Consider the following 16,629-nt stretch of genomic DNA (forward strand, 5'->3'; position numbering starts at 1 on the left):
AATAGAATTTTAAAATTTGCAATGATTGTTTCCTTAAAACAACTAAAACTTAAGAAACAATATTAAATTTACATTGCTAATTATTTTTAGAGAATTCATGACAGTCCATCAAAAAATAGAAACTTTAAGAACACAACTACACAAACTAAATCACGAATATTATGCATTAGACAATGCATCCGTTTCTGATTATGAGTTTGACATGCTTTTAAATCAATTGAAAGATTTAGAAGAACAACATCCCGAGTATTTCGATGCCAATTCTCCTACTCAAAAAGTTGGAGGAGCTATTACTAAGAATTTTGAAACAGTAGTTCATAAGAGTAGAATGTATTCTCTAGATAACTCTTATAGCAAAGAAGATTTACAAGATTGGGAAACTAGAATTGCTAAGATAATTGAAGGAGAAATTACTTATACCTGCGAGCTCAAATACGATGGAGCTTCCATAAATTTGACTTATAGAAATGGAGAACTAGTAAAAGCCGTGACAAGAGGAGATGGAATTCAAGGAGATGATGTTACTGCCAACGTTAAAACAATTAAATCTCTACCTTTAAAATTACAGGGTAATTTTGTGGACAATTTTGAAATTCGTGGAGAGATTATTCTACCAATAGACGGGTTTAATAAAATGAATCGGGCTAAGGAAGCTTTGGGAGAAGAGATTTACAAAAACCCTAGAAATACGGCAAGTGGAAGTTTAAAATTGCAAGACAGCACAGAGGTAGCCAAGCGACCGTTAGATTGTTTGTTATATCAAGTATTAGCCTATAACAACGAATTTGAAAGCCACGCAGCAGCGTTATCAAAAGCAAAAGAAGTTGGATTTAAAGTTCCAGATACGCTTAAAATAGCTAAGTCTATAGAGGAGGTGGTAGCCTTTGTAGACTATTGGAACAAAGCACGTTTCGATTTGCCTTACGAAACTGATGGTATTGTAATCAAAGTCAATAATATTCGCCAACAAGAAGAATTGGGGTATACGGCAAAATCTCCGCGCTGGGCTATGGCTTATAAATTTAAAGCAGCGCAGGTATCTACCAAATTAAACACAATTACTTACCAAGTGGGCCGTACGGGAGCTATTACGCCCGTTGCTAATTTAGAGCCTGTGCAATTGGCAGGAACAACGGTAAAAAGAGCTTCTTTACACAATGCAGATCAAATAGCTTTGCATGACATTAGGTTGAATGATGAGGTTTTTGTTGAAAAAGGAGGAGAAATTATTCCTAAAATAGTGGGAGTAGACTTGTCAAAAAGGCCTGTCGATTCTAAAGAAACTACTTACGCTACGCATTGTCCCGAATGCAGTACGGTTTTGGTCAGAAAAGAAGGAGATGCAAAGCACTATTGTCCTAACGAATACGGTTGCAAACCCCAGGTTTCTGGTAAAATACAGCATTTTATTAGCAGAAAAGCCATGGATATTGAAGGTTTAGGATCGGAAACGGTGGATTTACTTTGCGATGTGGGGTTGATAGAAAATTATGCAGATTTGTACGATTTAACCTACGATGCTGTTCTAGGGGTAGAAAAAGCCTATGAAAGTGATGATTCTGGAATTGTTTATCAGAATCAGCTACAGGTGACCATAGAAAATGCCATTTTTGGATTGGGATACGCTAATATCTCCAAAAGGTTAGCAAAAAAACTATCAGAAAAACTCACATTTTTACAAGATATTATCAATATTAGTTATGATTTAGATAGAAAAGATACTGATGTTACCGAGAAATTTATCCGAATTTTTAGGCATAGATATGCGATTATCACCAAACAAAAGCTGAGTGATTTTAGTTCTTTGGAAGGATATGTGTCTTTGCAAGATTTCTTACTATTAAAGTTTAATGGTAAAGAAATAGGTGAGAGTTTGTTTGATAATAGTTTTAGTGAGTTATTAATAGCCTCAAAAACCATCAAATACATTGATGAGTTAAAGCAGTATGATTCGTTTGAAACCAAGTACGAGAAGTTTAACGAAACGATTAGCAAAATTTCTGATAGGAGAGTGGTTGGAATTCGAGAAACGGGAGCTAGAAATATGATAAAAGGAATTGAAGCCTCCAAACAGATACCTTTTGAAAAAGTGTTGTATGCTCTAGGAATTCGTTTTGTAGGAGAAACAGTCGCAAAAAAATTGGCTAAGCATTTTAAAAATATAGATGCTTTGTTAGCTGCAGATTTTGACACTTTAATCGCTGTTGACGAAATTGGGGATAAGATTGCAGAAAGTATCATAGCTTTTAGAGAAGTTGAACTGAATATTAAAATAATTAACAAACTGAAGAGTGTTGGCTTGCAGTTTTCTTTGTCAGAAGAGGTTTTAAAAACTCAGTCGGATGCTTTAAAAGGACAGGCTTTTGTAATTTCTGGAGTATTCCACAAAGTATCTAGAAACGAGCTTAAAAAGTTGATAGAAGATAACGGAGGAAAAGTAAGCAGCTCTATTTCTAAAAAAACAAATTACGTAGTGGCTGGAGAGAGTATGGGACCAGCCAAACTTAAAAAAGCGACTGATTTGGGACTTTCGATTATCTCCGAAGATGAGTTTTTAGCGATGATTTAGAGAGTTACTACTTTGATGCTGTTAGATAAAAATAATCGATAAACAAAAATGTGTGAACTCTCGCATGCCTAAGTTCTCTTGTAGTTTTTAGCTAACAATCGCATAAATACATCGTTAATAAAGTAATTAAAATTGCTATCGAATCTATTTACCTAAAAATCGTCTAATATCTCTATTGGCTCCATAAACAACCAAAATATCGTCTTTGCTCAAAATGTCATTAGAGCTGATGATACCCTGAACCCTGCTAACTTCTTTTGTTTTTCCAACACTAGAGTTAATTTCGTTTTTGCTTATGGTGGTTAGGGCAATCAAATTATATTTTTGTCTAATCTTAATTTCTAAAACAGTTTTGCCATCGTATCTTTCTGGCATTTGTATTTCTACAATACTGTAATGATCATCTAGTTCAAAGGAATCTACAATACCAGACAAACAAAGTTTTTTTGCCCAGCGTTCAGCAGACTCTTCTTCTGGAAGTACAATTTCATCTACCCCAATAGCTTCTAATACTCTTTTATGTAATTTATCAATGGCTTTACTTATCAAGCGTTTTACTTTAAAGCTCTTGAACAATGCTGTAGCCATAACGTTAGCTCCCTGATCTTCTCCAATTGCAATAATGACTACGTCAGTTTCTTTTAAAGGCAGTCCAGATACCGTGTATTCGTCTGTAGCATCCATACAGATGGTATGCGTAATTTTTTTCTTTAACATATCCACCTTGGACATATCCATATCAATACCAATCACTTCATTGCCTTGCACAGTTAATTTTTCTGCAAGAGAAGCTCCAAAATTTCCTAAACCGATAATAATATATTTCATATAATTTTAATTTATACTAATCTCCTCTGCAGGATAACGATAGTTTTTGTGTCTTGATTTTTTTATAATAGCGATGAGCAAGGATAACATACTAACTCGGCCAATAAACATGATTACAATAATAGTAAGTTTGGATAGGCTATTTAATGAATCTGTAATTCCCAAACTTAAACCAACCGTGCTGTAAGCCGAAAAACATTCAAAGGCTATATTTAACAACGGAATGTTTGGTTGGGCAAAAGAAATGATGATGATACCCGTACCGATAACGACTAAGGAAAGCGTAATCACGGCAAAAGCTCTGTGAATTGAAATTTCTGCAATTTCTCGTCTATAAATCTCAATTTTATTCTTTCCTCTCGCCAAACTAAAAAAGTTAAGTATCGCAATGGTAAATGTACTGGTTTTTATCCCTCCTCCCGTGGATGCTGGCGAGGCACCAATCCACATCAATAGAATAACAAGTAATACAGTGGGAGTTTGTAATAGACTCATGTCAATAGTATTAAAACCAGCTGTTCTTGGTGTGGTAGCACCAAATAGGGCTGTAATAAACTTTCCAAAAAAATCTTTTTGTTGAGTTAGTACATTATCGTTTTCAAATACATAAAATAAAAAAGTTCCTAGTACAATTAAAACAGTAGTAGTAACTAATGTAATTCTACTATTTATATTTAAAATCCAAGGTTTATATAAAATTCTTTTCTTATTGCGAATTAAGCCATTAAAAAAGTTGATTTTAAGATACTTAACAATATTGGCTACGATAGGAAATCCCAACCCACCTAAAACATAAATAATAAGAATAATAAGATGTAATGAATAATTGTATTGATAGCCCTCTTGGTGCAAACTATTAGAGAGAGTTGAAAAACCTGCGTTACAAAAAGAAGATATGGAGTGGAATACTGAAAAGTATATTTTTTCGATAAACGATTTAAACAGCATACTATCTATACTTGTATAAATCGCAATGGCTCCCAGTAATTCAATAACAAAAGTAGTAGATAAAATTCTTACAATGGTTGTGTAAACTTCACTCATCTTTCTTGAGTTGGTCATGTCGCTTAATACCAATTGATTCTCGTAAGTAGAGCCTCCTTTAAAAAAATAACTAAAGTAACTAGCAAAAGTTAACATCCCGAGTCCCCCAATTTGAATAAGAACAAGAATAATCACTTGTCCAAATTCTGTAAAAAAACTTCCAGTATCTACAACAATCAGTCCTGTAACGCAAACAGCGCTCGTAGCAGTAAATAAAGCATCTATAAAAGTAATGGAAGTAGAGGTAGCGTTAGGCAGCATTAACAAAAGAGTTCCCACAGCAATAAGTAACAAAAAACTGACGATAAAGAGCTGAGCTGGGTTTAAAACACTTCTCTTATAGTTAAGTCTCTTTTCGGAAAATTCTCTGATAAAAGTTAGTATGGTGGCGAGTTTAATCCATAAATCATCGTAAAAAGCAGTGAAATCGTTTTGAAATTTATCAGTAAAAAAGTGAACAGATATCACAAAAAGAATTGTGGTAATACTAATAATATCAAACAATATAACACGCTTAGAAAGCGTTTTACTTCGCTTCAAATACCTGAGTAACGTGGTTAAAATTCCCAGAATTAAGATAGCAAAGTAAAAAAGATTGATGCATTGCTGCGTTCTTAAAGTTTGGTTAAAACCCAAATCTAATACCAAAATAAAGACACCTGCAATACTTAATAGAAAAGTGATTCTATATAATAACGTGTCGTTAATTTTATTTAGGAACTTGTTTTTCAAATACGGAGGTTAAATAGTTTAGCGATATATGGGCTATCACATTCATAACAAAGATTTTTAATCTCGAATTTAAATGCTTCTAGAATAATGAGTATTTAATATGCTTTGATGCGCTACGGAGGTAAAATCAATCGATAATTTTGCTCTTTGTGTGACATCTATCGGTTCTCTTAGGTATATAATATAGCCTATATCAATAAAAGCAATTGTATCTAATTTTAATCATCTCATATTTTTTCTTATTTCTCACACGAAAAGTAGAAAAATATAAAGCTATAAAAGTTGATTGGTGTCAAATTACTTTTTAAAATAAATAGATTTAAATCTATTTAATCTAGGGATAGAAACCGCTTGTATGTAAGAGTTGTTAGGATTATTTTTTTCAAAATCTTGATGATAGTCTTCCGCAGGATAAAACTGATCTATTTTCTGAATAGCTGTAACTGCTTTACCATTGTAAATTTTGTCAATAGCAGCAAATTTTGCCTCAGCTATTTTTTGTTCTTCGAGATTGCTATAGAATATGATAGATCTATAATTTTTACCAAAATCAGGTCGTTGTCCGTAAGTAGTAGGGTCTTGGGACGCGTAATAAACGTCGACCAAATCGCTATAGGTAATTTTTTTAGGATTGTAATACACAGCCACGGTCTCTGCATGGCCCGTATTTTTAATGGTTCTATAGGTAGGGTTTTTCAAAGGACTACCCGCATAACCAGAAACAGCCTCTGAAACCCCAGGAACGCTCTCGTAAATAGCTTCTACACACCAAAAACATCCACTTGCAAAATAAGCAACCTCTAAATTAGGATCATTAGGCAATTTAGTAGTCTGAGCGAATAAAAAAAAAGATATTGATAAGATTAAAGTATATAAAAGTTTCATAATATGAGGTTTTAGCATTAAGTCGAAATTAGTATAAATGATTACAGCGTTCTAAAACTCTAATATTCAATCCAATCTCTAAGTGATTCACGATGCAACGCAAATTGTATCAATAAAATCAATACACTAATAAAAACATTAAATAGAAAATCTATTGAAAAATTCAATAATGAGTATAAATTTGTTGTTAAAATTAAAAGTAATTAATCAAAATATAAAACAAAAATTATGGCAACAGCAGTAGGGAAAAAATTTCCAAACGTAGCAGTAAATGCAATGAACGACATGGGAGATACTTTCCAAGTAAACGTATTAGAAGAGGCAATTAATAACAAGAAAAAGGTATTGTTATTTTGGTATCCTAAAGACTTTACATTTGTGTGTCCTACAGAATTACACGCTTTTCAAGCAGCTTTACCTGAATTTGATAAAAGAAATACCATTGTAATTGGAGCATCTGTAGATTCTGCTGAGGTTCACTTTGCATGGTTAAACACTGCAAAAGACAACGGAGGTATCGAAGGGGTGACTTATCCTTTATTAGCGGATACCAACCGTAACTTATCTTCTGCTCTAGGAATTTTAGATTCAACAGAAATATTTGATGAAGATTCTCAATCTTTTTCTAAAGAAGGTGACGATGTAACTTATAGAGCTACTTACTTAATTGACGAAGAAGGAACAGTATTCCACGAGGGTGTTAACCACATGCCAGTTGGACGTAACGTAAACGAATTCTTGAGATTAATTGATGCTTACGCACACGTACAATCTCATGGAGAAGTTTGTCCTGCAAACTGGGAAGAAGGAAAAGAGGCTATGAATGCAGATGCTAAGTCTACAGCAGCTTATTTGGCTAAAAACTAATTATTAGTTTAAAAACTAGTTTACATAAAATAACCGGGTGTTTAAAGTTGATGAAATCAATCATCCGGTTTTTTAGTACCTAATATCTAAAAGTTTAATCTATAAAATTCTATTTGATTATGAGAGAATTAACTACAGATACACTTCAAGAAGAAGTAAGTAATAATAAAACTGTTTTCGTACAATTTTCTGCAGGATGGTGTGGGAATTGTAGAATTATGAAACCGAAATTTAAAAAGTTTTCTACTGAAGTAGAAGGAGCAGAATTTTTAGTTGTGGATGCAGAAAAAAATCCTGAATCTAGAAAATTAGCAAACGTAAACAATTTACCGACTTTTGCTGTCTTTAAAAATGGAGAATTGGTAAACCAAGTACAAACAAATAAAACAGACGTTTTAAAATCTTTTATTGATGAAGCTGCCAGTAATTAAACACATGACTCAGTTTATTGCTGAGAACGATGTAGACTATATACACGAAACCCTAGAAACTTTAGAAGCTCTAACAGAAGTTAGCTCATTAAAAGATGAAGAACTGGATGTAATTGGGGAGATTATTTCCAATTTATACGGAGCCATTGAGGTAGATAAAGAAATTAAAAACGGTGTGCCTCAAAAGGAAGCACTGAATAATTTTATGAAGCGTGTTTTAGGTTCTATCGATCAGTAAAAAATAGATAATCTAATGGAGTCGAGAACTTAGTTTTGTAGATTTGCTGATGTATTTTTAGTTTCAACTATTAAGAAGACTGCGTGATTCAACAAATCAACATTAGAATGAAAAAAGCCTATTTTAACTGGAGCTCTGGAAAAGACTCATCATTAGCTTTATACAAAACATTGAATCAATCTGAATATCAGATTGATTTTTTGTTGACTAATATTAACAAAGATTTTCACCGTGTATCTATGCATGGCTTACGAGAAGAATTATTAGATACTCAAGCTAAAAGTATTGGAATTCCATTGCGTAAAATTCAGTTCGCGGGGAATGTAACCATGTCAGAATACGATAAGGTGATGGGTGAAGCCATGTCGCAAATTCAGCAAGAAGGATATACACAATGTATGTTTGGCGATATTTTTTTAGAAGATTTAAAAGCTTATAGAGATAAAAAATTGGCAGAGGTTGGTATCACGGGTGTTTATCCACTATGGAAGCAGGACACCAAAAAGTTATTACAAGAATTTCTAAACTTGGGATTTAAAGCAATTACCGTGTGTGTAAATGCACAATACTTAGATAAAAGTTTTGCAGGGAGAGTAATTGATGAACAATTCATCATGGATTTACCAGATAATGTTGATGTTTGCGGAGAGAATGGTGAGTTTCATACTTTTGTATTTGATGGTCCTATTTTTAAAGAGCCCGTAAAGTTTACTGTAGGAGAAATAGTACATAAAACTTATCAACCTACTAACAGTGATGACGATAATTGCTATCAAAAAGACAAAGAAATAAACTGGGATACTGGTTTTTGGTATTGTGATTTGATTCCTAATTGAATGATTCCTAATTGAATGATGCCTTTGATTCATATATTTTACTGAATATAGTGATTACTGTTTTATAATGATGTTTATTTCTAAGGATAGAAATAACAAGAATGTTCAGTTAATAAACTAAAAATAAAACGGCTGATGTTGGATTATCAGAGCAGATCAATTAAATCAATGTAGCCTATAATTATTCGTAATATTATACATATTTTACGACTATAATTTTGCAAAATTAAAAGATGGAGAGTCAAGGGATACAATACAAAGAAACAGGTTATTTTTCTAAAATAATTGAAGATTACTTAGAGCAAAAAAAGAGCATCAGACCCTTTTACAATCGCTTTCCTACCCTAGATAATTTTCAAGCTCAGATAGATGAAAAATCCGCATCTTTCTCCACGAAAACTAGAAAAGTGCTAGTCAAAGCTCTGAATAGTCAATATCAAAAAGTAAAAATAAGCGCGCTTACCCAGCAAAATATTGATGATTTAACCTTGGGGAATACTTTTACCGTTACAACAGGTCATCAATTAAATCTTTTTTCAGGACCACTCTATTTTTTGTACAAAATAATTTCAGTCATTAATTTATGTAAAGAACTAGCAGAAAAATATCCTGCGCAAAATTTTGTACCCGTGTATTGGATGGCCTCTGAAGACCACGATTTTGAAGAAATTCAATATTTCAATTTCAAAGGGAATATACTTGCTTGGAATCGCAAAGGAGGAGGTGCTGTTGGGCGATTATCTAATGAAGGATTAGACGAAGTTTTTGAGCAATTTTCAAATTTGTTGAATTCTGGTGATAATGCTAACGAATTAAGAGATATTTTTAAAACTTCATATTTAGAGACGAATAATTTGTCGGATGCCTCTCGAAATTTAGTCAATAGATTGTTTGGTGAACATGGTTTGGTGATTATTGACAGCGATGATAAGGACCTTAAATCATTATTTAAACCTTATGCTTTAAGGGAATTAAAAGAGAATTTGTCTAACAAGCATGTGGCTAAAACTAGCAAAAGTTTAGAGGACAATCATTATAACGCACAAGTGCATTCGAGAGAAATCAACTTGTTTTACGTAGGAGAGGGATTCAGAGAGCGCATTTTATATGAAAATGGTATCTACAAAGTAAACAATACGGAGTTACGGTTTTCTCGAGCAGAAGCGCTATTTGATAATGCCGATAAATTAGAATTTGTTTCTGGGAATGCTTTGTTAAGACCTTTGTATCAAGAAGTTATTTTACCTAACCTGTGCTATGTTGGCGGAGGTGGAGAGTTGGCTTATTGGTTACAGCTAAAGAATACGTTTCATGCTTTTGATGTTCCTTTTCCAATGTTGTTGTTAAGAAATTCAGCGTTGTTGATATCAAAAAAACAGATAAAAAAATTAAACAATTTGAGTCTTAGTGTCAAAGATTTGTTCAAAACTCAAAATCAACTCATTACAGATAAGGTAAAAGAGAATACCGATATCAATTATGACTTTGAAAGTAAAAGAACACAATTAAAAAACACTTTTAAAGAGCTAGAGGTTTTGGCAGCTAAAACTGATAAATCTTTTATAGGTGCAGTAAAAGCTCAGGAATCAAAGCAATTAAAAGGGTTGAACAAGTTAGAGAAGAGATTGCTAAAAGCTGAAAAGAAGAAAATGTACGAGTTGGTCACCAGAATAGAAATATTACATCATCAACTATTTCCGAACAACTCTTTGCAAGAGAGGCAACATAATTTTTCTGAATATTACGAGAGTTACGGCAAGGAGTTAATTACAGAGTTATTTGAAAGTTTAAAACCCTTACGACAAGAATTTACAGTTCTCGTAGACAAATAAACGTTCATTAAAAAAGCCTTGGCAGCTTATAATGAGTCTCTCTTTTATGTAGAAGTATTTGTTGCCGTGGTTTTTTCTCTTACAATGATTCATCCACGTGATACAAAATATTTTATTTTTACTTGTTTTATTTATTAAAAGAAATTGATGTTTTTTTTAAAAACAGGTCTTTGGTATTAACAAATGTCAACGAAAAAAAAGTATATTTGTTTAAAATTCAAACTAAATCAACCATGAAAAAAATTATTTTGGCGGCAATGCTGAGTGTTTCTATGTACTCGGTAGCTCAAGATTTACCTCAGAATCCAGAACCAGGTAAATGTTATGTGAGATGTACAACACCAGATGTTTACAAAAATGAAGATGTTCAAATTTTAGTGAAGCCAGCTTACAAGGTATTAAAACAAGTTCCTGCAGAGTTTAAAACTGTAACGGAAAAAGTTTTGGTAAAAGAAGAAAGTAAAAAATTAGTGATTGTTCCAGCTAAATGGGGTACAAAAACAGTTTCCTACATTAAAAAAGAAAAAGCAAACGCTATTACTACTACAAAAGCAGAGTTTGGAGCTTCCTCTGAAACTATTGAAATGAAACCAGCATACGCGCAATGGGAATTAAGTGCTGCTAAACCTGATTGTTCTTCTAGCAATCCAGATGACTGTAAGTACTGGTGTTATAAAGGATATCCTGCAGTATATGAGACTTTTCAAACTAAAGTTTTAGACAAGGATGCAGACTTTTCTACAACTCCAATTCAAGAAGTTCCTGCTTCATACACTGTAAGAATTGTAGAAGAGCCAGCAACTACTAAAGAAGTTGTAATTCCAGCAGAATACGCTACTATCAAAAAAACAGTATTGGTAAAAGATGCTTACACTACAGAAGAGACGATTCCTGCTGTATATAAAACAGTAACTAAAGAAGTATTAGTAACTAAAGGAGGATTAACTACTTGGAAAGAAGTTGAGTGTTCTTTAGTAGAATACCAAGCTTTACCGATTAACTGGAACTTAGGAAGTGCAGTTTTAACAGATCAAGCTAAAAAATTAATTGACACTAGATTAATGCCAGTATTGAATGCAAATCCGGGGGTAAAGTTAGAAGTGGCTTCTCATACAGATTCTAGAGGATCTAAAGAGTCTAACCAAGACTTGTCTGAAAGGAGAGCTATTGCCGTTGTAAATTACTTAAAAACTAAAGGAGTTAACGAAAGTTTGTTAGTAGCAAACGGATACGGAGAAAATAAATTAAAGAACAGATGTTCTGATGGTGTGTCTTGTACAGAAAGAGAGCATGCAGCAAATAGAAGAACTGAATTTAGATTGATTCAATAATCTATATATTAATTCAGCAAAAGAAAAACTCTTCTCAATATTGAGAAGAGTTTTTTTTATATATTAGATTCAGATAATAGCATGCTTTTTGATAATGTCCATGCTAACAGTTAAAAAGTGTATTGAAGTCAAGCAGTTCATATTAAAAGAATCCACATAAAATATGTTAAAAAAATTAACGTTCTTGTTGTTTTTATTTAGTTTCAGTGTTTTTTCTCAAGCTGATAAAAAATTACACTGGAATCAAAATTATAATTTAGCCTTAAAAAAGGCAAAAAAGAATAAGAAACCTATTCTGGTTTACTTTTCTGGAAGTGATTGGTGTGCACCTTGTAAGCGACTTAAAGAGGATTTATTCGATGCTAATGCATATGCTGACTTGCTAGATGAATTTAATTTGGTATATGTAGACATTCCTCAGAAATTGGATGTTATTACCCCTAAGCAGTATGCACACAATAAAGAATTATTAAAAGAATTGAACCCTAGAAAAATATTTCCTTATGTGCTAGTTTTAAATAAAAAAGGAAAAGTACTAGAAACCAAAAGTGGTTACAGTTCCATAGCAGAGCCAACAGTTTACGCTCAAATGCTTAAAAAACATATCAAATAAAAAAAAGCCTATCAAATGAATGATAGGCTTTTAAACTTTATAGTAAAGGTATCAAGTTATATAACTTGAACGTTTACTGCGTTTAAACCTTTACGACCTTCTTCAACGTCATAAGAAACTTTGTCTCCTTCTGCAATTTCGTCAGTTAATCCGTTAATGTGAACAAACACATCTCTACTTCCATCTTCTGGAGTAATAAATCCATAACCTTTTGAATCGTTGAAAAACTTTACTGTACCGTTACTCATAATAATAAATATATATTTTAAAGACCGCAAGGTAGGTTAAATAAACTCACTCGTAGCATTTATTTTTATTATTTATTAAGTAATTTGTAAAAAACGGTAATATCACCTTTCAAAAAGTAAAGTCTGCGGTGTTTCGTTCTATCCAACAGATGTGTTTGTGCGTATATATTGGTTAGTACAAAATAAAAATTCACTAAAGTATAGTTGTGCATCCAATGGACTTATTTTGCACTAAACAAAAAATATCAATATGAGAAACCAACAACTAACCTATGTCTTTTTACTACTTTTAGGATGCTGTATCAACTCAACAGCTCAAGAAATAAGTGACTTTTATACAGAAGTATCCAATTCTAATTACAACAAAAACCTGGTGAACGACTATGCTGTGGATAATAATTTTTCTACAGACGACTCTAGTGCATTACAACAAGCAATAGATGACATCAATAGTAATGGAGGAGGAACTTTGTACATAGATGCAGGAAATTACTCTTTTGAAAATATTCATTTAAAGTCCAATGTAAATCTTGTCATAGATACGTTGGCGGTGATTAAGCCTATAGGACTGGGTACAAAAAATTATTTCATGTTTAGTTTTGGTAGTCAGGGTGAAGCTATTGAGAACGTGAGTATAAAAAGTAACGACGATAACGGAGTTATTGTAGATAATCAGCAAGTACTGACTCCTAATGTGCCCTTAGTACCAGGGACAGATATTAAAAATAGATATGTAATTGATATATCTGCTGTTACGAATAAGAATATATCAGTATTTACAGTAAACAACGTAAATAATTTTTATTTGAGTGATTTTCATGTAAAAGATAATTATACTAAGTTTTCTAGTATAGGTATGGGAAACATTAAAAACGGTGGACTTACCAAAAATAACATTAGAGCAGAATTAACCAACTTGGCTACACACGTAGAAAATGCTTTTAACAAAGCAGCTCTTAATAACAACGATTATGTGAATGATGCGGCATTGGTAAGAACTGAGTGTTTTAACGCAATTAATACACTACTGCCTCTAGAACATCAATCCAGTGCAATTGGATTTTTAGATGTACTGAGAGATAAGTTGTTGTTAAAACTTGGCGAAGTGTACACCTCCACCATTACGACAGCGGAAAAAGAGGAACTCATAGAGGAATACGAAGGAAGATTTCAAAATTTAGTAATTGATTTAGCCGATAGAGCCGAGCCAGAATACTGGTTTGGGCCTAGAAACGGAGTGGTCTATAATTCTAGTTCTGCTTATGCTCATTACGGTTACGGTTTAATACAAACTCAGGCTGCTGAAAATGTACTATTTAAAGATATTTCTGGTGATGGGGGAGTGACGTTAAGACTAGAGACCGGTTTTACGTCTATGAACAATGTTCAAGTTGGGGGAGTGGACAAAATGTTTGCAACAAATGTATATAATCAAAATGGTAATTCTTCTTTAATGATTTCTCCCCACGCGATGCACAATGGTACTGTAGATGTATCTGGGGTTAGTTCCTTGAGTAGCGGGTTCGCGCTGAGAATAGAAGCTGGATTTATTTCTAAAAAATACAATCAAGATGTTGGTTTGACCGTAGGTACCTACGGAAAAGTAACAGTAGACAACGTAGAGGGAGTATTTGGAAACACAGCACAATTAAAGGCTAAACACGATAAATTAATACCAAGCGAGTTTAACTTTGATAGAAATGACCCAGCAGTAGCAGCGACCACAAATGATGGTGGAGAAAGTGTAACTGGTCCTGCAATTGTTACTTATCTCATGTCTGCAAATTTTAAATGTAATGATGACGGAACAGAAAATGTTACGGTAACAAACATCAATAGTACAGGTTTTGACTATATAGGGGAAGTCTTGTTAGAAGATGATGCTTTGCAAGAATGTGAACCGACTTTGTCATCCAACACTATAAATGAAACAAAAAATATATGTAGCGTAGTCTCAAATCCTATAGAGAATAAAAACCTACACATTAAAAATTGCGAAAATTTTAACAAAATTTCATTGTACGATTTGCTAGGTAATCAAATTCATAGTCAGAATTTAGAGAGTGATGTTATAGATTTAAATCACATAAAATCTGGAATATACCTATTAAATTTTCTGAGCAATAGTACTTTGGTAACTCAAAAAATTGTTATAAAATAATGTAGTAGTTAAATCAATACCTAAAAAAAGCTCCAGTATTATTGGAGCTTTTTTTAGGTATTGATTTTTATCTTTTTTCCTTATTCTAAGCTTCCCAAGTAACGCTCAGCATCCAATGCAGCCATACAACCAGTACCAGCAGCAGTTACAGCTTGTCTGTACTCATGATCCTGTACATCTCCTGCAGCAAAAACTCCAGGCTTATTTGTTTTGGTGGACTTTCCTTTGGTAATGATATAACCAGTTTCATCTAACTCTAATTGATCTTTGAAAATATCAGTATTAGGAGTGTGCCCAATAGCAATAAAAACACCTGTTACCGCAATCTCGTGTTTATCTCCAGACTGATTGTTGACAACTCTCACTCCTTCAACAACATTATCACCTAAAACTTCGTCTAATTCAGTGTTGTATAAAACTTCAATATTTTCAGTTTTATTTACCCTGTGAACCATTGCTTTAGAGGCTCTCATGTAATCTTTGCGGACAAGCATAGTTACTTTGTTACAAATATTGGCTAAATAAGTAGCTTCTTCTGCAGCAGTATCACCAGCTCCTACCACAATTACATCTTGTTTTCTATAGAAAAAACCGTCACAAGTAGCACAAGCAGAAACACCTCCACCTCTAAGTCTTTCCTCACTCTCTAGCCCTAAATACTTAGCAGTAGCTCCCGTAGTAATAATTACAGTTTCAGCTTCAATTTGCTTATTACCATCAATGGTAATCTTATGAATACCTCCAACTTCATCACTAAAATCTATAGCTGTAGCCAATCCAAAACGAACTTCAGTACCAAAACGTTCAGCTTGTTTTTTTAAATCCTCCATCATAGCAGTACCATCTGTACCATTTGGATATCCTGGAAAATTATCTACCTCGGTTGTAGTAGTTAATTGACCACCCATTTGCATTCCTGTATACATTACAGGGTTTAAATCTGCTCTAGAGGCATATATAGCTGCAGTGTAACCTGCAGGACCCGATCCGATAATCAGGGATTTAATTCTTTCAACAGTATCTGACATATTTCTACATTTTAGAATTTATGAGTCGCTAAAATAAATCTTTTTTACACTTTTAATGTCGAATGTTTATAACTTTTGATAATAGCTAAATCACAAAAAATGATAATGATTTTTGTTAGTGAAATAGGCTCTAAAGTGAATACCTAATAGTTTTATTTTATTGGTAAATAATTCTATTTTTGGAACAATAAAGAAATTTTAACAATATGGATTTCTTTGCTAAACAGTATTTATGATTTATCCATCTTCTTCTTTTGATTTGGTGATAGTAATTCCATCATACAACGAATCAAAATCTTTAAATAAAGATGAGTTTTTTTCTTTTGTTAACCATCATCAAAATGTAGCAATATGTTTTGTAAATGATGGTTCTACGGACGATACACTTCAAATTTTAGAAGATTACAAAAAGCAGCATCCTCAACAAATTTTTGTTTATGATTGCAAAAAGAATCAAGGAAAAGCAACTGCAATTTTAGAAGGAGTAAAGTACTGCAATAGTTGTATGAACTATCATAAAATAGCTTATTTAGATGCTGATTTGGCTACATCATTGAACGAGTGTTACAGAATTTCCCAAGAACTAAAAGGCGATTTAGAGTTTGTGTTTGGATCTAGAATAAAAAAATTAGGTTCTACCATACAAAGAAGTCGATTCAGATTTTTTACAGGAAGAATTATTGCAACATTTATTTCCCATATGCTAGGTTTGGGAGTTTATGACACGCAATGCGGTGCAAAGGTTTTTACAAAAAACTTATCTACAAATGTTTTCAATCAATCATTTATTTCCAAGTGGCTGTTTGATGTGGAAATTTTTTTTAGAATTATAAAGATTTATGGGAGAGAGCAAGCCGTTGTTAAAATGAAAGAAATTCCTCTAAATAAATGGGTTGATCAAGGGGACTCTAAAGTGAAAATGAGCTATTTCTTTAAGCTGTGGTTTGATTTACTAAAAATTAAAAAGGCATATCAAAATATATAAT

General features: G+C 32.8%; 15 protein-coding genes. 10 read left to right on the forward strand and 5 right to left on the reverse strand.

Translation table 11 applies throughout. From position 1 onward, the window contains the following. Positions 1 to 97 precede the first annotated feature (97 nt). The gene (gene ligA / locus ACXGQW_RS11670; protein WP_457822996.1) at positions 98 to 2,569 is read left to right on the forward strand and encodes an NAD-dependent DNA ligase LigA; all 2,472 of its coding nucleotides are present in this window, start codon (positions 98 to 100) and stop codon (positions 2,567 to 2,569) included. 144 nt (positions 2,570 to 2,713) lie between these two features. On the opposite strand, the gene ACXGQW_RS11675 is transcribed toward ligA, so the two are convergent. The 3 genes from ACXGQW_RS11675 to msrA form a co-directional block, all read right to left on the reverse strand. After that, complete coding sequence (locus ACXGQW_RS11675) at positions 2,714 to 3,397, reverse strand: potassium channel family protein (RefSeq protein WP_457822997.1); 684 nt, start codon at positions 3,395 to 3,397, stop codon at positions 2,714 to 2,716. A gap of 6 nt (positions 3,398 to 3,403) precedes the next feature. Beyond that, the gene (locus ACXGQW_RS11680; protein WP_457822998.1) at positions 3,404 to 5,173 is read right to left on the reverse strand and encodes a TrkH family potassium uptake protein; all 1,770 of its coding nucleotides are present in this window, start codon (positions 5,171 to 5,173) and stop codon (positions 3,404 to 3,406) included. A gap of 297 nt (positions 5,174 to 5,470) precedes the next feature. After that, positions 5,471 to 6,058, reverse strand: coding sequence for a peptide-methionine (S)-S-oxide reductase MsrA (gene msrA / locus ACXGQW_RS11685; RefSeq protein ID WP_457822999.1), 588 nt, complete (start codon positions 6,056 to 6,058; stop codon positions 5,471 to 5,473). Positions 6,059 to 6,286: 228 nt separating this feature from the next. On the opposite strand from msrA, the gene ACXGQW_RS11690 reads away from it, so the two are divergent. The 7 genes from ACXGQW_RS11690 (at position 6,287) to ACXGQW_RS11720 (ending at position 12,206) form a co-directional block, all read left to right on the forward strand. After that, positions 6,287 to 6,925: a redoxin domain-containing protein gene (locus tag ACXGQW_RS11690; protein ID WP_457823000.1), complete on the forward strand. Its 639-nt coding sequence runs from the start codon at positions 6,287 to 6,289 to the stop codon at positions 6,923 to 6,925. Between the two features lie 119 nt (positions 6,926 to 7,044). Then, positions 7,045 to 7,356: a thioredoxin family protein gene (locus tag ACXGQW_RS11695; protein ID WP_457823001.1), complete on the forward strand. Its 312-nt coding sequence runs from the start codon at positions 7,045 to 7,047 to the stop codon at positions 7,354 to 7,356. Next, positions 7,337 to 7,594 (forward strand): DUF6952 family protein, encoded by a 258-nt coding sequence (locus tag ACXGQW_RS11700; protein ID WP_457823002.1) that lies wholly within the window; start codon positions 7,337 to 7,339, stop codon positions 7,592 to 7,594. The genes ACXGQW_RS11695 and ACXGQW_RS11700 overlap by 20 nt, the downstream gene beginning before the upstream one ends. A gap of 107 nt (positions 7,595 to 7,701) precedes the next feature. Then, positions 7,702 to 8,430 carry a Dph6-related ATP pyrophosphatase gene (locus ACXGQW_RS11705; RefSeq protein WP_457823003.1) on the forward strand — a complete coding sequence of 243 codons (729 nt, stop codon included), beginning with the start codon at positions 7,702 to 7,704 and terminating at the stop codon, positions 8,428 to 8,430. Between the two features lie 233 nt (positions 8,431 to 8,663). Continuing rightward, positions 8,664 to 10,262: a bacillithiol biosynthesis cysteine-adding enzyme BshC gene (bshC, locus tag ACXGQW_RS11710; RefSeq protein ID WP_457823004.1), complete on the forward strand. Its 1,599-nt coding sequence runs from the start codon at positions 8,664 to 8,666 to the stop codon at positions 10,260 to 10,262. Positions 10,263 to 10,495: 233 nt separating this feature from the next. Continuing rightward, positions 10,496 to 11,593, forward strand: a complete 1,098-nt coding sequence (locus tag ACXGQW_RS11715; RefSeq protein WP_457823005.1) for an OmpA family protein — start codon at positions 10,496 to 10,498, stop codon at positions 11,591 to 11,593. A gap of 163 nt (positions 11,594 to 11,756) precedes the next feature. Next, positions 11,757 to 12,206 (forward strand): thioredoxin family protein, encoded by a 450-nt coding sequence (locus tag ACXGQW_RS11720; protein ID WP_457823006.1) that lies wholly within the window; start codon positions 11,757 to 11,759, stop codon positions 12,204 to 12,206. A 56-nt stretch (positions 12,207 to 12,262) separates the two neighbouring features. On the opposite strand, the gene ACXGQW_RS11725 is transcribed toward ACXGQW_RS11720, so the two are convergent. Next, complete coding sequence (locus ACXGQW_RS11725; RefSeq protein WP_167187329.1) at positions 12,263 to 12,454, reverse strand: cold-shock protein; 192 nt, start codon at positions 12,452 to 12,454, stop codon at positions 12,263 to 12,265. Positions 12,455 to 12,704: 250 nt separating this feature from the next. On the opposite strand from ACXGQW_RS11725, the gene ACXGQW_RS11730 reads away from it, so the two are divergent. Continuing rightward, complete coding sequence (locus ACXGQW_RS11730; RefSeq protein WP_457823007.1) at positions 12,705 to 14,615, forward strand: T9SS type A sorting domain-containing protein; 1,911 nt, start codon at positions 12,705 to 12,707, stop codon at positions 14,613 to 14,615. 80 nt (positions 14,616 to 14,695) lie between these two features. Here the strand turns inward: ACXGQW_RS11730 and trxB are convergent, their stop codons facing one another. Continuing rightward, positions 14,696 to 15,643, reverse strand: coding sequence for a thioredoxin-disulfide reductase (gene trxB / locus ACXGQW_RS11735; RefSeq protein WP_457823008.1), 948 nt, complete (start codon positions 15,641 to 15,643; stop codon positions 14,696 to 14,698). 232 nt (positions 15,644 to 15,875) lie between these two features. Between trxB and ACXGQW_RS11740 the strand changes: the two genes are divergently transcribed. After that, complete coding sequence (locus ACXGQW_RS11740) at positions 15,876 to 16,628, forward strand: glycosyltransferase (protein WP_457823009.1); 753 nt, start codon at positions 15,876 to 15,878, stop codon at positions 16,626 to 16,628. Position 16,629 lies beyond the last annotated feature (1 nt).

The sequence above is a fragment of the Wenyingzhuangia sp. IMCC45533 genome, assembly GCF_054111225.1.